The following is a 19,327-nucleotide window of genomic DNA, read 5'->3' on the forward strand; positions in this document are numbered from 1 at the left end:
GAACTCACCACCGAACCCCACGGTTCATCACCTCAACCTTGTCCCCACTGGAGCCAACATGAACACCCGTCCCCTGAGCCTGACCCTGGTCACCCTCGCCGCCCTGACCGCCGGCGCCGCCCTCGCCCAGTCCAACATGCCCGACGCCAAAGCGGGCGCCAAGGAGCGTTGCTACGGCGTCTCGATGGCTGGCAAGAACGACTGCGCCGCCGGCCCCGGCACCACCTGTGCCGGCACATCCAAAACGGACTACCAGGGCAATGCCTGGAAGTACGTGCCCGCCGGCACCTGCACCAGCATGAAGACGCCCACCGGCATGGGTTCGCTGATGCCCATCAAGTCCTGACGCCTGGAGCGCAGCGTCATGCTGACCGCCGGCCTGGGCCTCAAGCCCGCCCACTTTGCCGAGGCCCTGGCCGACACGTCGGCAGGCCTGTGGTTCGAGCTGCACCCCGAAAACCACCTCGTGGACGGCGGTCCGCGCCTGGCGTGGTTGCAGGCCGTGGGCGAACGGCATCCGCTGTCGCTGCACGGTGTATCCATGTCGCTGGCCGGCTTCGACCGGCCCGACCCCAGCCACCTGTTGCGCCTGAGCGCTCTGGTGCAACAACTGAACCCGGCCCTGGTGTCCGAACACCTGGCCTGGTGCACATGGGGGGGGCAGGTGCTGCCCGACCTGCTGCCGTTTGTGCGCGACGACGCGGCCCTGGCCCGCACCGCCACCCACATCGATGAAGCGCAGCAAGCCCTGGGCCGGCGCATCGCCATCGAAAACCCCTCGCACTACATCACCCTGCCCGGCCACACCTGGCGCGAGCCCGACTTCATGAACGAACTGGTGCGCCGCACCGGCTGTGGCCTGCTGCTGGACGTGAACAACGTGTACGTGTCCGCGCACAACCTGGGTTTTGACGCCGCACGCATGCTGCGCGCCTACGACGCAGATGCCGTGATGGAGATTCACCTGGCCGGCCACCATGCCGACCCCCAACTGGGCGCCCAGCTCTTGATCGACGGACACGACACACCCGTGAGCGAGGCCGTGTGGCAGCTCTACGCCGACCTGATCACCGACATCGGCCCGCGCCCGACGCTGATCGAGCGCGACGACCAGTTGCCCGACTTCGCCACCTTGATGCGGGAGCGCAACCGCGCCCACGCTCTGCTGCTCGCCAATGAGGTGCCCGCATGAGCCCCGACGCCAACCTGGCGCTGGCGCCCGTCTTTTGGCAGGCGCTGCTGGCCCCCGCCGATGCGCCCCGGCCAGCATGGCTGAAACAGCCAGGCTTTGCCGTCTACCGCAACACCTGCCTCAAAGGCTGTGTGGATGCGCTGACCGCGCAATTCCCCAGCGTGCTGCGGCTGGTGGGCAACGACTGGTTCCGCGCTGCCGCCACCGAACACGTGCGCGCCCAGCCGCCACAAGATGGCCGCCTGCTGCGCTACGGCGCGGGCTTCCCACCCTTTCTGCAGACCTTCGCACCTGCGGCTGGCCTGCCCTACCTGGCGGGTGTGGCACAGCTCGACTGGCTGTGGACGCAGGCCCATGTGGCCGCCGACGCCGCGCCACTGCCGCCCCATGCCATGGCCACATGGGACGCCAACACCTTGCACACCACGACACTGCGCCTGCACCCCGCCACCCGCTGGCACTGGCATGGCAAGCTGCCGTTGTTCAGCCTGTGGCGTGCCGCCCGCGAACAACACGACGACCCCAACCCCGCCGCCTGGGTGGGCGAAGGGGCGCTGTTGACCCGCCCACACGACCAGGTGCTGTGGGCGCCGCTGTCGGCCGGCGGGTGTGCGCTGCTCGGTGCCTGCGCGGCCGGCCACACCATCGCCGACGCAGTGCATACCGCACTGACACGTGAACCCGAGATGGACCTGGCTGCCACGCTGGCCCTGCTGCTGACACAAGGCGCATTCACCCACACCGCAGTTACAGAGGAACCCACATGACCACCCAGACCCTGCCCACCGCCGCCGGCTGGCGCCCACGCCTGAACACCCTGCTGTCCCGCGCCGTGCCCGACGACCTCATCGCCCTGGCCAGCCGCTTTGGTGTCGGCAGCATCTTTTTCCTTTCGGGTCGCACCAAGGTGGACGGTGGGCTGAACGTGAGCGACACCGCCCTGCTGCTGTTCGAACAGGACTACGCCCTGCCGCTGATTTCGCCCGTGTGGGCCGCCCACCTGGCCACCTACGCCGAACACCTGCTGCCGCTGATGTTGTTCCTGGGTCTGGGCACGCGCCTGGGCGCCCTGGGCCTGCTCGGCATGACGGCGGTGATCCAGGTCTTCGTCTACCCCAGCGCCTGGCCCACCCACCTGAGCTGGGCCGCGCCACTGCTGTACTTGCTGGCACACGGCGGTGGCAGGTGGTCGGTGGACCACCTGTTGTTCAAACGCTGAACGGCATCAACGCCCCCGCGCCAAAACCGGCGCCAGCGCCACCCCCGTGTGTGTGCCCAGCGCCACCAGATGCTCCGGCGTGCCGGCCGCCACAATCTGACCGCCGGCCGAGCCGCCTTCTGGACCCAGGTCCAGCACCCAGTCGGCTTCGGCAATCACATTCAGGTCGTGTTCGATCACCACCACGCTGTGGCCGCCGTTGACCAGGCGGTGCAGCACGTGGATGAGTTTTTCGACGTCGGCCATGTGCAGGCCCACGGTGGGTTCGTCGAGCACGTACAGCGTGTGTGGCGCCTTTTGGCCGCGCCGCCCCACCTCGTCGCGCACCTTGCTGAGTTCGGTCACCAGCTTGATGCGCTGCGCCTCGCCACCGCTGAGTGTGGGGCTGGGTTGGCCCAGGGTGAGGTAGCCCAGGCCCACGTCTTGGAGCAGTTGCAACGGGTGGGCGATGGCGGGCATGGCGGCGAAGAAGTCCACCGCTTCGTCCACCTCCATCTGCAGCACGTCGCCAATGCTTTTGCCGCGCCAGGTCACGGCCAAGGTCTCGGGGTTGAAGCGGGCGCCGTGGCAGGCCTCGCAGGGCACCTTCACGTCGGGCAGGAAACTCATCTCGATGGTGCGCACGCCCTGGCCTTCGCAGCTGGGGCAGCGGCCTTCGCCGGTGTTGAAGCTGAAGCGGCCCGGACCATAGCCACGCGCCTTGGCCTCCAGCGTATCGGCAAACAGCTTGCGCACCGTGTCCCAAAAGCCGATGTAGGTAGCGGGGCAGCTGCGCGGTGTTTTGCCAATGGGGGTTTGGTCGACTTCGAGCACGCGGTCCACAAAGCCCCATCCCTCGACCGATGCACAACCCGTCCACAGCTGGACCTTGCCGGCGGCAAGCGCGTCGCGCCCGGCCTTGGTGGACGCCTGTGACACGGCGGCCGACACGTTGGCCAGCAACACATCACGTGCCAGCGTGGATTTGCCGGAGCCGCTGACGCCGGTCACGGCCACCAGGCGCTTGAGCGGCACCGCCGCGTCCACCCGCTGCAGGTTGTGCAGCTGTGCGCCATGGACCGCCAGCCACGGGCCTTGCGCGGGATCCACCTCGCGCCTGGGGTGCAGCGGGTGGCGGATGGCGTTGAGCAGGTAGCGCCCGGTCACCGATTCGGCGGCATCCGACAGGTCTTGCGCCGATCCCTGCGCCACCACCCGCCCGCCGCGTTTGCCGGCGCTGGGGCCGATGTCGATGATGTGGTCTGCGCGGCGTATGGTGTCTTCGTCGTGCTCCACCACCACCAGGGTGTTGCCCATGTCACCCAGCTTGTGCAGGGCGCCCAGCAGGATCTGGTTGTCGCGCGCGTGCAGGCCAATGGTGGGCTCGTCCAGCACGTAACAGACGCCCTGCAGGTTGCTGCCCAGTTGCGCGGCGAGGCGGATGCGCTGCGCCTCGCCGCCGCTGAGCGTGGGCGCGCCCCGGTCCAGCGTGAGGTAGCCCAGGCCCACCTCTTCGAGGAACTCCAGCCGCCCCTTGATCTCGGGAATCAGATCGCGCGCGATGCCGATTTCGCGGTCGCTCATCGCACCTTCGAGCGACAGGGACTCCACCCACCGCCGCACGTCCAGCACCGACAGCCGCGCGATGTCGGTGATACCGACGCCGGCAAACTTCACCGCGCGCGCGGTGGTGTTCAGGCGCGTGCCTTCGCAGCTGGGGCAGGCCACGTCGGCCACGTCTTCCAGCTCAGGCTCGGCAAAGGTCTGTTCGCGGCCTTTTTCCTTGTCGTCGCGCACCGAGTCGTCCATGGCCTTGCGCTGCTCCTTGCTCAGCTTCACACCGGTGCCCACGCAATCGGGGCACCAGCCGTGTTTGCTGTTGTAGGAGAACAGACGCGGGTCCAGTTCGGCATACGAGGTGGCACACACCGGGCAGGCCCGCAGCGTGGAGAAGGTTTCGGTGTGGCCAATGCCCGCCGTGGAATGGCCACCGCGCATGGCGTCGGCCAGTGTGGTGATGCCGCTGAGCACCGTCAGAACACCCTTGCCATGTTCCAGCGCCAGCGCCAGTTTCTCGCGCAGCAAATCCTCATTTTCGGGGCTCACGTCCAGGCTGGCCACAGGCAGTTCGATGCTGTGTTCCTTGAAGCGGTCGATGCGCGGAAAACCGGTGGTGGGCAGGAACTCGCCGTCCACGCGCAAATGCGTGTAGCCGCGCGGGCGGGCCCAGTCGGCCAGCTCGGTGTAGACGCCCTTGCGGTTGACCACCAGCGGCGACAACAGGCCGATGTGCTGCCCCCGGTACTGGGTGAGCAACTGGGCGGCAATGCGGTCGGCCGTCTGCGGCTGCACCGCCGCGCCGTCGTGCACGCAGTGCTGTGTGCCCAGCTTGACGTAGAGCAGGCGCAGGAAGTGCCAGACCTCGGTGGTGGTGCCGACGGTGGACTTGCGCCCGCCGCGCGACAGCCGCTGTTCGATGGCCACGGTGGGCGGTATGCCGTAGACCGCGTCCACCTCGGGCCGGCCGGCCGGCTGCACGATGCTGCGCGCGTAGGCGTTGAGCGATTCGAGGTAGCGGCGCTGGCCTTCGTTGAACAGGATGTCGAAGGCCAGTGTGCTTTTGCCCGAGCCGCTGACGCCGGTGATGACGTTGAACTTGCCACGCGGGATGTCCACGCTCAAGCCCTTGAGGTTGTGCTCGCGGGCGTTGACGATCTGGATGGCGTCGGGGCCTGGCTCGCGGCGCGGCGCGGCATAGGCCACCGCCGGCTCGGCCACGCCAAGCACCTGGTCCATCACCAGGGCGTAGTCGCGCAGCGCGCGCGCGGTGTGGGTGTCGGCATGTTCGCGCACGTCTTCGGGTGTGCCCTCGGCCACAATCAGGCCGCCGCCGTCGCCGCCCTCAGGGCCGAGGTCGATCAGCCAGTCGGCGGCGCGCATCACGTCCAGGTTGTGTTCGATCACCACCAGCGAATGGCCGGCGTCCAGCAGCTTGCGCAGCGCGCGCATGAGCTTGGCGATGTCGTCAAAGTGCAGGCCGGTGGTGGGCTCATCGAACAGGAACAACGTCCCTTTTTTGGCCACCGGCTGGCGGCTCTTGGACGCCGTCTTGGCCGCCTCGGCCAGAAATCCCGCGAGCTTGAGGCGCTGCGCCTCGCCGCCCGAGAGCGTGGGCACGGGCTGACCCAAGCGCACGTACTCTAGGCCCACATCGACGATGGGCTGCAGCGCACGGATCACCTCGCGGTCGTGGTGGAACACGCTGGCCGCCTCGCTCACTGTCAGCTCCAGCACGTCGGCCACGTTGATGAAACGGCCGCCACGCTCGATCTTGATCTCCAGAATCTCGGGCCGGTAGCGCTTGCCGTCGCAGTCGGGGCAACGCAGGTACACGTCGCTCAAGAACTGCATTTCCACGTGCTCGAAGCCCGAACCGCCGCAGGTGGGGCAACGCCCATCGCCGCTGTTGAAGCTGAACTTAGCCGGCGTGTAGCCGCGCTGACGCGACACCGGCGCATCCGCGAACAGGCTGCGGATCGCGTCCCAGGCGCCCACGTAACTGACCGGGTTGGAGCGCGCCGTTTTGCCAATGGGCGACTGGTCCACGTAGACCACGTCGGCCAGCAAATCGGCGCCCAGCAGCCGGTCGTGTGCGCCCGGTGACTCGGTGGCGCGGCCAAAGTGGCGCATCAGCGCTGGCGCCAGCACGTCTTGAATCAAAGTGGATTTGCCCGAACCGCTCACGCCCGTCACCACCACCAAGCGCTGCAGCGGCACCTCCACCGACACATTCTGCAGGTTGTGCTCGCGAGCCCCTTCCAGAATGAGGCGCGGCGTGTTGTCGGTCACCATGCGCTTGAAGCCCATGCCGATTTGCTTGCGCCCGCCCAGGTAGGCACCGGTCAACGTGTCGGCCTGGCGCAGCGCGGCCACCGGGCCGTCGAAGACGATCTGCCCGCCGCGCTCGCCGGGGCCGGGGCCCATGTCGATCACACGGTCGGCGGCCATCATCACCGCCGGGTCGTGCTCCACCACCACCAGGGTGTTGCCGGCATCGCGCAGGCGCAGCATGGCCTGGTTGATGCGGTCCATGTCGCGCGGGTGCAGACCGATGCTGGGTTCGTCCAGCACGAACAGGGTGTTCACCAGCGAGGTGCCCAGCGCGGTGGTGAGGTTGATGCGCTGCACCTCACCGCCGCTGAGCGTGCGGCTCTGGCGGTCCAGCGTGAGGTAACCGATGCCCACATCGCACAGGTACTTGAGGCGGGTGGTGATTTCCTCGAACAACAGACGCTGGGCCTGCGATTCGGCGTCGCGCGCACCGCCCAGCACGTCGGCGCTGATGAGGTCAAAAAAGCGCCGCAGCCGCGCGATCGGCATCAGCATCAGGTCGTGCAGGCTCAGGCCCGGCAAGGCTTCGAGCTGCGCGCGGCTCCAGCCCACGCCGCGTGGCAAGAAGCGCCGATCTGCGGGCAACACATCGTCGGCCGCCACCTTGGAGCCGATGCGCCACAGCAGGCTTTCCAGCTTGAGGCGCGCGCCGCCGCAGGTTTCACAGGGCGTATAGCTGCGGTACTTGGACAAGAGCACGCGGATGTGCATCTTGTAGGACTTGCTCTCCAGGTACTCGAAGAAGCGTTTCACGCCGTACCAGCGTTTGCCCCACTGCCCGTCCTTGTACCCGGCCTCGCCGTGAATAACCCAATGCTGCTGCTCGGGTGAGAGCTTGTTCCATGCCGTGTCGCGCGGGATACCGTGGGCCTCGGCATGGCGCATCAGGTCGTCCTGGCACTCTGACCAGGCCGGCGTCTGGAAGGGCTTGATGGCGCCCGCGCGCAGGGTGAGCTTGGCGTCGGGAAAAACCAGCCCGTAATCCACCCCAATCACCCGGCCAAAACCCCGGCAGGCCTCGCACGCGCCCACCGCCGAGTTGAAGGAGAACATGGAGGGCAGCGGCTCGGCGTAGCGGATGTCGCTTTCCGGGCAGTGCAGGCCGGTGGAGAACTTCCACAGGTCGGGCTCGCCCTCGTCGTTGAGCTTGTAGACGGTGAGGCGTCCACTGCCCCGTTTGAGACCCACCTCGATGGCTTCGACGACGCGGGCTTTTTCTGCATTCGAAAGGCGGAAACGATCCGCCACCACGTCCAGCAGCTTACGCGGCCCGGTGACGGTAGTCACTTCGCGTTCGGCCTGCACCTTGGTGAAACCGCTGGCCGACAGCCACTGCGCCACTTCTTCCGCCGATGTGCCCGCCGGCAGTTCCACCGGAAAGGTCAGCACGATGCGCGGATCGCCCGCCTCGGCGCAGCGGCGCAACAGCTCGGCGTAGACGGACTCGGTGGAATCGTGCCGCACCGGCAAGGCGGTTTGGCGGTCGAACAGGTGGCCGGCACGCGCGAACAGCAGCTTGAGGTGGTCGTTCAGCTCCGTCATCGTGCCCACCGTGGAGCGCGAACTGCGCACCGGGTTGGTCTGGTCGATGGCGATGGCCGGCGGCACGCCCTCCACCTTGTCCACCGCCGGTTTGTCCATGCGGTCCAGAAACTGCCGCGCGTAGGCGCTGAAGGTCTCGACGTAGCGGCGCTGGCCCTCGGCGTACAACGTGTCAAACACCAGGCTGGACTTGCCCGAGCCGCTGGGCCCGGTGACCACCGTCAGCTCACCCGTGCGGAAATCGACGTCGAGGTTCTTGAGGTTGTGCTGGCGGGCGCCGTGAAGGCGGATCAGACCGCGGGGGGATTCGGGTGATGACATGGGTTCGCCTGGTGGGAGGCGAACATTCTAGGAGGCGATCCGCCCCGCAGCGGGGTTGCGGGGCTTTGCCGCACGCGGGGCGTGACGGGTGTCACTTGACGATCAGCACCGGCACCTTGGCGTGGGTCAGCACCTTCTGGGCCACGCTGCCCAGGAACAGCGCTTCCATGCCCTTGCGGCCGTGCGAGCCCATGACGATCAGATCGCAGCCTTCGGCTTTGGCGGTTTCGGTGATGCCCTCGTACACCACCGAACGCTCGATGGTGTCGCCGGCGAAGGCCACGCCGCGCTGCTTGCAGCTGTCGGCCAGCACTTCGAGCGAGCGGTTGGCGGCCTGTTTGGCTTCGCTCAGGTAGGCCTGCAGGCCCACGGCCGAGGCGTCGCCAATGCCGATGTAGGGGAAAGGGTCGATCACGTAGACGCCGATCACCTCGGCGCCGTGAACTTTGGCCAGGTCGGCGGCGAACTCGGCGGCCTTGTGGGCCAGATCGGAACCGTCGGAGGGCACGAGGATTTTCTTGAACATGGGGTCTCCTTTTTCAGAAAACGTCAGTATCGGTCAATTGTGAACCGCGTCCCTTGCGTCAGATCAAGCCTCGGCCACCGCCGCCCCTACCACCGCCTCCACGGCCACGGCGCAGTACTTGACCTCGGCGATTTTGGCCGCCGGGTCCAGCGCCGGGTTGGTGAGCAGGTTGGCGGCGGCTTCGGCGTAAGCGAAGGGGATGAAGGCGGTGTCCAGCGGCATGCCATCGTCCACCCGCACGCTGAGCGTGACAACACCCCGCCGCGAACGCACCCGCGCCTGGCCACCGGCCAGCAGCCCCAGCTTGGCTGCGGTGGTGGGGTGCAGGCTCACGCTGGGCAAGGGTTCCAGCGCGTCGAGCACGCTGGCGCGGCGCGTCATGCTGCCGGTGTGCCAGTGCTCCAACTGGCGGCCGGTGATGAGCACCAGGGGGTAGTCGGCGTCGGGCACCTCGGCCGGTGACGTGGGCGTGGCGGGTACCAAGCGGGCGCGGCCGGTGGGGGTGGGAAAGTGGTCGGTGAACACCACCGCCTGGCCGGGGTCGCCCAGGTCGTGCACCGGGTAGACCACCGCCTGCTCGCGCCACAGGCGCGGCCACGACAGGCCGGCGATGCTGGGCATGAGGGCGCGCATTTCCTCGAACACCGCGCCAATGCCCTGCGCCGGGTTGTCGCTGGCGGTACCGTCGGCGTGGATGTCGTAGCGCCAGTCCTGCCCCAGGCGGCGCGCAATCTGCTCGGTGATCCAGGCGTCGGCGCGGGCTTCGCCCGGCGCGTTCAGCGCCTTGTGGCCGATCTGCACGCAGCGGTCGGTGTTGGTCACGCTGCCGGTTTTTTCGGGCCAGGCGGTGGCGGGCAACACCACGTCGGCCAGGCTGGCGGTTTCGGTCAGGAAGATGTCCTGCACCACCAGGTGGTCCAGCCGCGCCAGAGCCTCGCGGGCGTGGCCAGCGTCGGGATCGCTCATGGCCGGGTTCTCGCCCTGGATCAGCATGGCCCGTATTTGCCGGTCGTAAGCGGCGTTGATGATTTCCACCACCGTGAGGCCGGGCTGCGCGCCCAGCGTGCCGGGCGGCAGGCGCCACACCTCTTCGGCGTGGGCACGCGCGGCGGCGTCGCTCACCGGCCGGTAGTCGGGGAAGACCATGGGAATCAGCCCGGCGTCGCTGGCGCCCTGCACGTTGTTCTGCCCACGCAGGGGGTGCAGGCCGGTGCCCGGGCGGCCAATCTGGCCGGTGACCATGGACAGCGCGATCAGGCAGCGCGCGTTGTCGGTGCCGTGGCTGTGCTGGCTCACCCCCATGCCCCACAAGATGATGCTGGCCTTGGACGTGGCAAACGCCCGCGCCACCTCGCGGATGGTGTTGGCATCAATGCCACACACGGGCGCCACCACCTCGGGCGCGAAGTCGGCCACGTGGGCTTTGAGCTGTTCAAAATCCAGCGTGCGATCGCGCACAAAGGCGGCGTCGGTCAGCCCTTCGGTAACGATGACATGCAACATGCCGTTGAGCAGGGCCACGTCGCTGCCCGGCGTGAAGCCCAGGAACTTCCACGCATGGCGGGCCAGCTCGGTGCGGCGCGGGTCGGCCAACACCAGCTTGGCGCCGCGCTTGACCGCGTTTTTCATCCAGCTCGCGCCCACCGGGTGGTTTTGGGCCGGGTTGGCGCCGATGACGAAAATCAGCTCGGCATGTTCCACGTCGCGCAGCGGGTTGCTCACCACCCCCGAGCCCACACCTTCCATCAGCGCGGCCACGCTGGAGGCGTGGCACAGGCGGGTGCAGTGGTCGACGTTGTGGGTGGCGAAGGCGGTGCGGATGAGCTTCTGGAACAGGTAGGCCTCTTCGTTCGTGCCCTTGGCCGAACCAAAGCCCGACACCGGGCTGGCACGGCCACGCTCCGGCGTGCTGGCCAGTGCCTTTTGGAAGCCGGCGGCAGCGGCGTCGAGCGCCTCGTCCCAGGTGGCTTCGCGGAAAAGCTCTTTCCAATCACGGCGCATCACGTTGGTCGCGTCCTTCGGTGCGTCGGCGCGGCGGATCAGCGGGCGCGTGAGGCGGTCCGGGCTGTGGGCGTAATCGAAACCGAAGCGGCCTTTCACACACAACCGACCTTCGTTGGCCGGGCCTTGTTTGCCTTCCACGTGGTCGATCTTGCCGTCCTTGACGTGGTAGGTCAGTTGGCAACCCACGCCGCAATAGGGGCAGACCGAATCGACCGTTTTGTCGGCCACGCGGGCGTAGCTGCCATTGGCCGGTGCGATGGCGCCGGTGGGGCAAGCCTGCACGCATTCGCCACAAGCCACGCAGGTGCTGTGGCCCATGGGGTCGGCCTGGTCGAAGATGATTTGCGCGTGGCCGCCCCGGAAGGCGAGGCCCAGCACGTCGTTGCCCTGGATGTCGCGGCAGGCGCGGATGCAGCGGGTGCACTGGATGCAAGCGTCGAGGTTGACGTGCATGGCCGGGTGGCTGGCGTCGGCGGCAGCCGCAGCGCGGCGCTGGTAGCGCTGCGGATTGGCGCCCACGGCCTCGCCCCAGCGCGCCAGTTCGCTGTTCTGTTTGAGCGCGGAAGTGTTGTCGCCGGCATCGGCCAGCAGCAGTTCCAGCACGGTTTTTTGCGAGCGCTGCGCGCGTTCGCTGTCGGAGCGCACCACCATGCCGGCCTGCGGCGCGCGGCAGCACGAGGCTGCCAGCACCCGCTCGCCTTCCACCTCCACCACACAGGCGCGGCAGTTGCCCGCGCTGGGCAGGCCGGGTTTGTGGCACAGGTGCGGGATGTCCACGCCCACACGCTGGGCCACCTGCCAGATGGACTCACCGGGCAGGCCCTGAACGGCTTGGCCGTTGAGCGTGAAGTCGGTTTTGGGCAAATCGTTGGCGCTCATCATTGCACCTCCTCAGGGAAAAATCGCAACACCGAATCGAAGGGGTTGGGCGCGGCCTGGCCCAGACCACAAATGGACGCGTCGCGCATGACCTGCGACAGCTCGGCCAGACGCTCGGTGTCCCAGGTGGGTTCGGTCATCAATTGCACCGACTGCACCGTGCCGGCACGGCAAGGTGTGCACTGCCCGCAGGACTCGTGCTCGAAGAAGCGCATGAGGTTCAGTGCCGCGTCGCGCACGCTGTCGTGCTGGCTCAGCACCACCACCGCCATGGAGCCGACAAAGGCGCCGTGTTCGGCCAGGGTGTCGAAGTCCAAGGGCACGTCGGCCAGCGCCGCCGGCAGGATGCCGCCCGACGCGCCGCCCGGCAAGTAGGCCTTGAGGGTGTGGCCGGCGGGCAGGCCGCCTGCGTATTCCGCCACCAGTTCGTTGAGCGTGATGCCGGCTGGCGCCAGATACACACCCGGCCGGTTGACCCGGCCCGACACGCTGAAACGCCGCAGCCCGCTGCGCCCGCGCCGGCCCTGGCCGGCCAGCCAGGCACCGCCTTTTTCAAGAATCTCGGGCAACCACCACAGCGTCTCCAGGTTGTGGGCCAGCGTGGGCCGGCCAAACACACCGTTGACCGCGACGATGGGCGGCTTGAGGCGAGGCATGCCGCGCTTGCCTTCCACCGATTCGATCAGGGCCGATTCCTCGCCGCACACGTAGGCGCCGGCACCGCGCCGCAGCTCGATGGCCGGCCAGGTCCAGCCGGGGTACTTGTGCTGCCAGGCGGGCAGGCGCTGCTTCAAGGCTGCGATGGCCTGGGTCAGGATCACGCGGCCGTCGTGGTATTCGTCGCGCAGGTAAAGCCACACGTCTTCGGCGCCCACGGTCAGCGCGGCGATCAGCAAACCCTCCAGCACCTGGTGTGGCGTGGTGGTGAGCACCTGCCAGTCCTTGAAGGTGCCGACCTCGCCCTCGTCGATGTTGACCACCATGGCCTTGCGGCCAGGCTGGGCACGCACCGTTTCCCACTTGCGCCAGGACGGAAAACCCGCCCCGCCCAGGCCGCGCAGGTTGGATGCCTTGAGTTCGGCCAGCACCTGCTCGGGCGTGAGTGCGCCGCCCAGCAGGCGGCGCAGCTGGGTGTAGTCGCTGTCAGTGTCAGAAGGCACCAGCACACGCGGCGCGGTCTCGCCCCGCGCCAGCAGGTCGGTCACACCGGCCACGCTGGCCTGGGGCACCTGGTGCTGGCCCACGCAGGCGGCGGGCGCCTGGTGGCACTGCCCAATGCAAGGTGCCTCGATCACCTGCACCGACGCATCGCCCGCCAGCTTGGCCCGCAGCCCATGCAGCAGCGATGAAGCCCCGGCCATGGAACACGACAGGCTGGTGCACACCCGCACCGTGGTGCGCGGCACCGCCGCGTCGTCGTCCACGATCTGGAAGTGGTGGTAGAAGCTGGCGACCTCGAACACCTCGACCTGGCTCAGCCGCAGGTGCTCGGCCAGCGCGGCCAGTTGGCCTTTGCGCAGGGCACCTTCGGTGTCGTTGAGGCGGTGCAGGTGTTCGATCAGCAGATCGGCGCGCGGCGCCAGGCCGTCACACAAAGCCGCCACGCGGGCGCGGTCGGCGGGGGCCACTTGCCTGCCCTTGGGCGTGTGTCGCAGGCCGCCTTTGCCGGGCAAGTCCATGCGGCGCAGGGGCACCGCTTGCACGCCAGTCAGGCGCCCGTTGGATGGTGTGGTTGTCTCGTTCATCCAGTCAGCGTAGCACCGCCTCCGCGTTTTAATATGCACACACTTGCATAATTGAACGATGCTGCGTTTCACCCTCCAACCCCAATGGCGCCTCGAGCGCGAGGCCGGCGACACGCTGGATGTGAGCACATTGCTGACCCTGCTCGCGGCGGTGCAGGACCGTGGCAGCATCGCGCAGGCGGGCCGCGACATTGGCTTGTCTTACCGCAAGGCCTGGGGGCTGGTGTGTGAGGGCGAACGGCTGTTGGGGCAACCCCTGGTGAGCCGCGAACGAGGACGGGGCTCACACCTGAGCGATGCCGCCCAGCGGATGGTTTGGGCCGATGCGCGGATTGCCGCACGCCTGCAACCCTTGCTGGCCTCGATGGGTTCCGAGATGGGTGGCGAACTGGCGGGCGCCCAACGCCGGCAAAGGCCCGTGTGCCGTCTTCACGCCAGCCACGGCTTTGCGGTGGCTGCCCTGCACGAGCTGCTGACCGCGCGGCGCGTGCCCATCGATCTGCGCTACCGCAACAGCCTGGAAGCAGTGGCGGCGTTGGCGCGTGGCGAATGCGACTTGGCGGGTTTTCACGTCCCGCTGGGCGAACTGCAGCACGAAGCCGCGCAGCGCTACCTGCAATGGCTCACGCCCGAGCGGCACCGCCTGGTGCTGCTGGCGGTGCGCACCCAGGGGCTGTTTCTGGCGCCGGGCAACCCGCTGGGCGTGCGCGGCCTGGCCGACCTGACCCGGGCGGGCGTGCGCTTCGTCAACCGCCCCGAGGGTTCGGGCACCCGCATGCTGACCGAGCTGCTGCTGCGCCGCCACGGCATCGCGCCCGCAGCCATCACCGGCTACAACACGACCGAACTGACCCACGCGGCCGTGGCCGCCTTTGTGGCCAGTGGCATGGCCGACGTGGGCCTGGGCGTGCAGACGGCGGCCCAGCGCTTCGGCCTGCATTTCATCCCCTTGCAACGCGAGCGCTACTTCTTCGCGCTGGCCACCAACCCGCTCGCGCAAGGTGACCTGCCGCCGGTCCTGTCCGTGTTGCAGTCCCCGGCCTTCCGCGCCCGCGTGGCGGCCTTGAGTGGCTACGACGCCAGTGGCACGGGCACGGCCCTGGCCTTGAGCGACGCCTTTCCGGACTGAGCCGCCCGCCTCAACGCGCCCGCGCCACCCCGGCCCCCACCTGGGCGGCCGCCTCCCATGCCCCGCTGCTGAACCACGCATCGCCCTCCAGATACGCGCGCAGCATGGGCAAGGCGTCCTGCCCCCAGAACAGGCGCCCGTCGACCTCGAACGTGGGCACACCGAACACCCCCGCCGCGATGGCCGCCTCGGTGTTAGCGCGCAGGCGCTGTTTCACCTCGGGGCTGTCGGGCACGGACATGGGGTGGCCACACTCGGCCATGTGCTCGGCCAGACGCTGCTGCAAACCAGCCAGCCGGACCGGGTCGTTGGGATCGCCACCACCGCGCCAAACGTGGTGAAACAAGGCCTCGGTCACGAAGCGGTTGGTGCCACCCTGGGCAGCAGGCGGCAGGGCGCACGCAGCCGCCAGGCGCAACAACGCCAGCGGGTTGAAGGGGTGATGCACCGGCATGTCCAGGCGCACACCGGCGCGGTGCGCCAGCCAGGCCACCTGGCGGTAGGTCCAGTCGCGCTTGGGCGCGATCTCGGCCGGGCCCAACTGGCCGTGGTGGGCCAGCACACCCGCAAACAACACCGGCACATGGCGCACCCGATGGCCCACGCCCGCCATGGCCTGCGGCCAGGCCTCAAAGGCCAGGTGGGCATAAGGCGAAATCACGTCGTAGAAAAAAGTGATGGTCTTCACGGCAACAAAGGTGGAGGCCCCGCCCAGGACACTGCGTCATGGGTACAGTTGAGCCATGGCCATTCTGAAACAAAAACAATGACCCCCTTACCCTGCGCCTGGCGCGGGCTGTGGCGGGCAGCGTTGTGCCTCTGCCTGTTGTGCTGGCAAACGCTGGCGCCTGCCGCCGTGCTGCTGGATCGCACCGAAGGCCGGGGTCAGCCCGTGGGCGCCCAGGCGCTGCACTGGGTGGACACCTCGGGCGACGCCGATCTGAATAGCGCACAAGCCGCCCATGCGGCGGGCCGTTTTGAGCCCATGGTGCCCGGCACACGCAGCGGGCAGGATGAACAGGTTCATTGGTTGCGCATGGAAGTGGAACAGGCCCGCCACCACGGCGACTGGGTGCTGGCCCTGCACACCACTGCCATCGACGACGTGCGCTTTTTTGGCCCCTTTGACGCGCGCGGCCAGGCGCTGGCGCCTCCCGTGCTGACCGGCCTGGTGCAGGCCTACGCCACCCGGCCGGTGGCGAACGAAAGACCGGCCATGCGGCTGCAACTGGAGCAGGCGGGCCGCTACGTGGTGTTCATGCGGCTGCAATCACGCTCATCACAGACACTGGAGGTGTCGGCCTGGGACACCGTGACCTACCTGCAATCGCGCCAGCACAAACGCCTGTTCGATGGCATCGTCTATGGCATCCTGTTTGCGCTGCTGGTCTACAACCTGGTGCTGGCCTATGTGTTCCGGCACGACAGCTACGGGTTGTACGTGCTCACTTGCGCCGCCGCCCTCTTCACCTTGGCCAGCTTCAACGGCCACGTGGCCCACTACCTGCTGGGCGATTGGCCCTGGGGACAGCAGCGCAGCAACACGCTGGGTTCGGCACTGTGGATTCTGTTTGGCGCACTGCTGTGCCGGGGTTTTCTGGAACTGCCCAGACGGTTGGTCTGGGCCAACCGCCTGGTGTGGGGGGTGATCGCCGCAGCGGTCATGGCGGCGTTGCTGGCGCTGGCAGGCCACACCGCCTGGGCGCAACAAATGGTGGAAACCTGTGCCGCTGCGGGCACCTTGCTCGCCGCCTGGGCGGCGGTTCGCGTGTGGCGCCAAGGCTTTGCGCCCGCCGCCTGGTACCTGTGTGGACAAGCCCTGTTGTTCCTCTCTGTGTTGGTGGTGGTCGGCGTCAACTGGGGCATCATCAACGCGCCATTTTTGTTGGCCAACGGCCTGCAGATCGGTGTGGTGGCCGAGATGCTGGTGTTTGCCTACGCCCTCAGTGCGCGTGTGCGCCTGCTGCGCCAACGCCAGACCGAGCTGCGCCGCGAGGCCGACCACCTGGCCGAAGCCGTGGCCACCGACGCGTTGACGGGTTTGGCCAACCGTGTGGGCCTGAGCCAACGCGCCGAACAGCTGGCCGCCGACCAACAAGCCCACGCGGTGATGTTGCTCGACTTGGACCGCTTCAAGCCCGTGAACGACACCTACGGCCACGAAGTGGGCGACCGCCTGCTGATCGAGGTGGCGCGGCGCCTGCAAAGCCAGATGCGCGAGGGCGACCTGGTGGCGCGGCTCGGTGGCGACGAGTTCGTGGTGCTGCTGGGTGGACGTCAGACACCGGCACAACTCGCGGCCATGGCCCAACGCCTGTGCGAGGCGGTGCAACAGCCTTTGCTGCACGCCGGGCATCTCATCAGCGTGGACGCCAGCATCGGCATCGCGCGGTGCCCGGAACACGGGCGGACGCTCACCGAACTGCTGCGCCATGCCGACGCCGCCATGTACCGCGCCAAACAGGCGCACCGCGGATTCGCGTTTTACGAGCCCGAAACGGCCTCGGCCTGACGGGCCTCGATCAAGCCCCAGATGCGCAGCCGTTCGGCGTCGCTGGCGCGGCCCCAGGCAACTATCTCGTCGATGTTGCGCCAGCAGCCTTCGCACAAACCGGTGGCAGGCACCATGCGGCACACGCCCACACAAGGCGAAGGCACGGCTCCTGCTGGCGCGGTTTTGCGCGCACGGGCCAGGGTCAGGGGTGTTGTCGGGTGGGTCACGCTGGCAGCTTAGTCGAGAGCGACATCGGCCACCGGTGCGCCAGTCAAAGTCCCCAAATCCTGCGGTGCCAGACGGAACACGCCGTGCGGGTGGCCCGCCGCCGCCCAGATGACCTCGAACCGGAACAGCTCGCGGTCCACCAGCAGCACGGGCGCCTGGGCATGGGCCACGGGCGACACCCCGCCGATGGAGAACCCCGTGCTGGTCTTGACGAAGTCGGCATCGGCGCGGCCCAGCTTCTGGCCTTCGGCACACACCAGCGCCTGCACCTTTTTTTCGTCCACGCGTTTGTCGCCCGAGGTGACCACCAGCACCGCCGCGCCATCGGGTTTGCGTTTGAACACGATGCTCTTGGCGATCTGGCCCAGGCCCACCCCCAGGGCGTCAGCGGCCTGTTGGGCGGTGCGTGCCGCGTCGTCCAGCATCACGGGCGCGTGCGGGTGGCCCAGACGCGCCAATTCGGCGGTCACGCGCAACACACCCTCAGGCAGGTTTTTTTCACTCATGGGGAACGTCTCTTCAAACAGCGGCACTGGCGCCCCGGCGCACCATCAACAAACTGGCGCCCATGGCCATCAACACACCGCCGAACACACAGTTCTGCAGCAGCCGCGCACGGGCGCCACGCATCCAGGCCTGCAGGCTGGAGGCCAGCCAGGCGTAGCCGTGCATCACCACCAGATCAACCGCCACGGTGGTGACCAGCAAGATCAGCAGCTGCAAGCCCATGGGACGTTGGGGGTCGATGAACTGCGGCAGCACCGCCACCATGAACACGATGCCTTTGGGGTTGGTGACGTTGGTGATGAAACCGCGCGTGACCCGTTGACGCACGCTGAGGTCGGCATTGGGCAGCAGCGTCGCATCGGTCTGGGCGGCCACCGGCGCGCGCCACTGCGACCAGCCCAGCCAGATCAGGTAGCCCGCGCCCAACACTTTGACCACCAGAAAGGCCGTGGCCGACGCCAGCAGCAAGGCACCCACGCCCATGCCGGCCACCAGCAGGATGACGGCCAAGCCGAGCTGGAGCCCCAGGATGGTGGCCGAGGTTTTTTTCACGCCATAGGCCAGGCCATGGCTCATGGACAACACCGCCCCCGAGCCGGGCGACAAGGCTATGGCCCATGAGGCCACGAAATAGGCGATCCAGGTTTGCAGTTCCATCACGCCGCCCGTTTGTTGAGGATGGCCGTGGCCACGCGCGAGTTGGGTTTGCGACCGAGCGCGCTGCTGATGAACGCACCGGCATCCACCAGGGCATCGAGGTCAATGCCGGTGTTGATGCCCAGGCCCTGCAGCAGGTAGACCACATCTTCGGTGGACACGTTGCCGGTGGCACCCTTGGCGTAAGGACAACCGCCCAGCCCGGCCACGGAGGACTGGAAATTCCACACGCCCATCTGCAAAGCGGCGTAGGTGTTGGACAAGGCCTGGCCGTAGGTGTCGTGGAAGTGGCCGCAGATGTGGTCGATGTCGAAATGCGGCAGTGTCGCCTCGATGGCGCGCTGCACCTTCAGCGGCGTGCCCACACCGATGGTGTCGGCCACGTCCACACGCTGCACGCCAATACCTTTCATGAGCCGCGCCAGCATGGCCACACGCTCGGGCGCCACCTCGCCTTCGTAAGGGCAGCCTACGGTGCAGCTCATGGCGCCGCGCACCGCGATGCCGGCCGCCAGCGCGGCTTGCACCACGGGGGCAAACCGCTCGATGCTTTCGGCGATGCTGCAGTTGATGTTCTTCTGGCTGAAGGCTTCGCTGGCCGCACCAAACACCACGATCTCGTCGGGCTGGTCCAGCAGCGCGGCCTCGAAGCCTTTCATGTTGGGCGTTAGCACGCTGTAGCGCACACCGGGCTGGCGCGTCATGCCGGCCATGACTTCGTGGTTGTCGGCCATCTGCGGCACCCACTTCGGGCTCACGTAGGACGTGACCTCGATCTCCTTCAGGCCGGCGGCCTGCAAGCGGTGCACCAGCTCGATCTTGACCGCCGCCGGCACCGGCTGTTTTTCGTTCTGCAGCCCGTCGCGGGGGCCGACGTCGATGAGTTTGACGCTGGTGGGGATGTTGTTGGTGGTCACTGCTTTGCCTCTTTCTGCTAATATTCGTGCAACACGGCCCCCTTCAACGCAACTGCCTCGGCAGCCAAGTTGCTTGGGGGTTTTTTATTGCCGATCG

Annotated in this window: 15 protein-coding genes; 6 read left to right on the forward strand and 9 right to left on the reverse strand. The window is 67.8% G+C overall.

Going from position 1 to position 19,327, the window contains the following annotated elements:
• The first annotated feature begins 58 nt into the window (after nucleotides 1-58).
• From ACFQU0_RS14725 to ACFQU0_RS14740, 4 genes are read left to right on the forward strand one after another with little or no spacing between them, the layout of a single operon-like run.
• On the forward strand, nucleotides 59-346 hold the full coding sequence (locus ACFQU0_RS14725; protein WP_382202060.1) for a BufA1 family periplasmic bufferin-type metallophore: 288 nt from the start codon (nucleotides 59-61) through the stop codon (nucleotides 344-346).
• Nucleotides 347-364: 18 nt separating this feature from the next.
• On the forward strand, nucleotides 365-1,192 hold the full coding sequence (gene bufB, locus ACFQU0_RS14730; RefSeq protein ID WP_382202062.1) for an MNIO family bufferin maturase: 828 nt from the start codon (nucleotides 365-367) through the stop codon (nucleotides 1,190-1,192).
• On the forward strand, nucleotides 1,189-1,959 hold the full coding sequence (locus ACFQU0_RS14735; RefSeq protein WP_382202064.1) for an HvfC/BufC family peptide modification chaperone: 771 nt from the start codon (nucleotides 1,189-1,191) through the stop codon (nucleotides 1,957-1,959). The genes bufB and ACFQU0_RS14735 overlap by 4 nt, the downstream gene beginning before the upstream one ends.
• Complete coding sequence (locus ACFQU0_RS14740) at nucleotides 1,956-2,411, forward strand: DoxX family protein (protein ID WP_382202066.1); 456 nt, start codon at nucleotides 1,956-1,958, stop codon at nucleotides 2,409-2,411. Before ACFQU0_RS14735 ends, ACFQU0_RS14740 begins: the two co-directional genes overlap by 4 nt.
• 6 nt (nucleotides 2,412-2,417) lie before the next feature.
• Here the strand turns inward: ACFQU0_RS14740 and uvrA are convergent, their stop codons facing one another.
• The 4 genes from uvrA to ACFQU0_RS14760 all read right to left on the reverse strand — a co-directional run bounded on the left by uvrA (nucleotide 2,418) and on the right by ACFQU0_RS14760 (nucleotide 13,232).
• Nucleotides 2,418-8,144 carry an excinuclease ABC subunit UvrA gene (uvrA, locus tag ACFQU0_RS14745; protein ID WP_382202068.1) on the reverse strand — a complete coding sequence of 1,909 codons (5,727 nt, stop codon included), beginning with the start codon at nucleotides 8,142-8,144 and terminating at the stop codon, nucleotides 2,418-2,420.
• Between the two features lie 91 nt (nucleotides 8,145-8,235).
• Nucleotides 8,236-8,670 (reverse strand): universal stress protein, encoded by a 435-nt coding sequence (locus ACFQU0_RS14750; RefSeq protein ID WP_382202070.1) that lies wholly within the window; start codon nucleotides 8,668-8,670, stop codon nucleotides 8,236-8,238.
• Between the two features lie 63 nt (nucleotides 8,671-8,733).
• A complete protein-coding gene (fdhF, locus tag ACFQU0_RS14755; RefSeq protein ID WP_382202071.1) occupies nucleotides 8,734-11,553 on the reverse strand; it encodes a formate dehydrogenase subunit alpha in 2,820 nt (939 codons plus the stop codon).
• Nucleotides 11,553-13,232 carry an NADH-ubiquinone oxidoreductase-F iron-sulfur binding region domain-containing protein gene (locus ACFQU0_RS14760; protein ID WP_382202313.1) on the reverse strand — a complete coding sequence of 560 codons (1,680 nt, stop codon included), beginning with the start codon at nucleotides 13,230-13,232 and terminating at the stop codon, nucleotides 11,553-11,555. The genes fdhF and ACFQU0_RS14760 overlap by 1 nt, the downstream gene beginning before the upstream one ends.
• 124 nt (nucleotides 13,233-13,356) lie before the next feature.
• On the opposite strand from ACFQU0_RS14760, the gene ACFQU0_RS14765 reads away from it, so the two are divergent.
• Nucleotides 13,357-14,427: a substrate-binding domain-containing protein gene (locus ACFQU0_RS14765; RefSeq protein WP_382202073.1), complete on the forward strand. Its 1,071-nt coding sequence runs from the start codon at nucleotides 13,357-13,359 to the stop codon at nucleotides 14,425-14,427.
• Nucleotides 14,428-14,437: 10 nt separating this feature from the next.
• Here ACFQU0_RS14765 and ACFQU0_RS14770 read toward each other — a convergent pair whose 3' ends face one another.
• Entirely contained in the window at nucleotides 14,438-15,115 is a 678-nt protein-coding gene (locus ACFQU0_RS14770; RefSeq protein WP_382202075.1) for a 2-hydroxychromene-2-carboxylate isomerase, read from the reverse strand.
• A gap of 78 nt (nucleotides 15,116-15,193) precedes the next feature.
• Here ACFQU0_RS14770 and ACFQU0_RS14775 point away from each other — a divergent pair, with 78 nt between their 5' ends.
• Nucleotides 15,194-16,939 (forward strand): diguanylate cyclase domain-containing protein, encoded by a 1,746-nt coding sequence (locus ACFQU0_RS14775; RefSeq protein WP_382202076.1) that lies wholly within the window; start codon nucleotides 15,194-15,196, stop codon nucleotides 16,937-16,939.
• On the opposite strand, the gene ACFQU0_RS14780 is transcribed toward ACFQU0_RS14775, so the two are convergent.
• From ACFQU0_RS14780 to ACFQU0_RS14795, 4 genes are read right to left on the reverse strand one after another with little or no spacing between them, the layout of a single operon-like run.
• Nucleotides 16,912-17,148, reverse strand: coding sequence for a DUF1289 domain-containing protein (locus ACFQU0_RS14780; RefSeq protein ID WP_382202078.1), 237 nt, complete (start codon nucleotides 17,146-17,148; stop codon nucleotides 16,912-16,914). The two genes, ACFQU0_RS14775 and ACFQU0_RS14780, sit on opposite strands and share 28 nt — an antisense overlap.
• Before the next feature lie 9 nt (nucleotides 17,149-17,157).
• Entirely contained in the window at nucleotides 17,158-17,655 is a 498-nt protein-coding gene (locus ACFQU0_RS14785; RefSeq protein WP_382202080.1) for a YbaK/EbsC family protein, read from the reverse strand.
• A gap of 13 nt (nucleotides 17,656-17,668) precedes the next feature.
• Nucleotides 17,669-18,313, reverse strand: coding sequence for a LysE family transporter (locus ACFQU0_RS14790; RefSeq protein ID WP_382202082.1), 645 nt, complete (start codon nucleotides 18,311-18,313; stop codon nucleotides 17,669-17,671).
• On the reverse strand, nucleotides 18,313-19,230 hold the full coding sequence (locus ACFQU0_RS14795; RefSeq protein WP_382202084.1) for a hydroxymethylglutaryl-CoA lyase: 918 nt from the start codon (nucleotides 19,228-19,230) through the stop codon (nucleotides 18,313-18,315). Before ACFQU0_RS14795 ends, ACFQU0_RS14790 begins: the two co-directional genes overlap by 1 nt.
• Between the last annotated feature and the right edge of the window lie 97 nt (nucleotides 19,231-19,327).

The organism is Hydrogenophaga defluvii (assembly GCF_042665235.1).
Taxonomy (GTDB): Bacteria; Pseudomonadota; Gammaproteobacteria; order Burkholderiales; family Burkholderiaceae_C; genus Hydrogenophaga; species Hydrogenophaga defluvii_A.

Excerpts from the sequence above, each read along its gene's own strand:
- bufB (WP_382202062.1), top strand. The coding sequence starts at position 365 with ATGCTGACCGCCGGCCTGGGCCTCAAGCCCGCCCACTTTGCCGAGGCC.
- ACFQU0_RS14725 (WP_382202060.1), top strand. The coding sequence starts at position 59 with ATGAACACCCGTCCCCTGAGCCTGACCCTGGTCACCCTCGCCGCCCTG.
- ACFQU0_RS14740 (WP_382202066.1), top strand. The coding sequence starts at position 1,956 with ATGACCACCCAGACCCTGCCCACCGCCGCCGGCTGGCGCCCACGCCTG.
- ACFQU0_RS14775 (WP_382202076.1), top strand. The coding sequence starts at position 15,194 with ATGACCCCCTTACCCTGCGCCTGGCGCGGGCTGTGGCGGGCAGCGTTG.
- uvrA (WP_382202068.1), bottom strand. The coding sequence starts at position 8,144 with ATGTCATCACCCGAATCCCCCCGCGGTCTGATCCGCCTTCACGGCGCC.
- fdhF (WP_382202071.1), bottom strand. The coding sequence starts at position 11,553 with ATGAGCGCCAACGATTTGCCCAAAACCGACTTCACGCTCAACGGCCAA.
- ACFQU0_RS14765 (WP_382202073.1), top strand. The coding sequence starts at position 13,357 with ATGCTGCGTTTCACCCTCCAACCCCAATGGCGCCTCGAGCGCGAGGCC.
- ACFQU0_RS14785 (WP_382202080.1), bottom strand. The coding sequence starts at position 17,655 with ATGAGTGAAAAAAACCTGCCTGAGGGTGTGTTGCGCGTGACCGCCGAA.
- ACFQU0_RS14760 (WP_382202313.1), bottom strand. The coding sequence starts at position 13,232 with ATGGACTTGCCCGGCAAAGGCGGCCTGCGACACACGCCCAAGGGCAGG.
- ACFQU0_RS14790 (WP_382202082.1), bottom strand. The coding sequence starts at position 18,313 with ATGGAACTGCAAACCTGGATCGCCTATTTCGTGGCCTCATGGGCCATA.
- ACFQU0_RS14750 (WP_382202070.1), bottom strand. The coding sequence starts at position 8,670 with ATGTTCAAGAAAATCCTCGTGCCCTCCGACGGTTCCGATCTGGCCCAC.
- ACFQU0_RS14735 (WP_382202064.1), top strand. The coding sequence starts at position 1,189 with ATGAGCCCCGACGCCAACCTGGCGCTGGCGCCCGTCTTTTGGCAGGCG.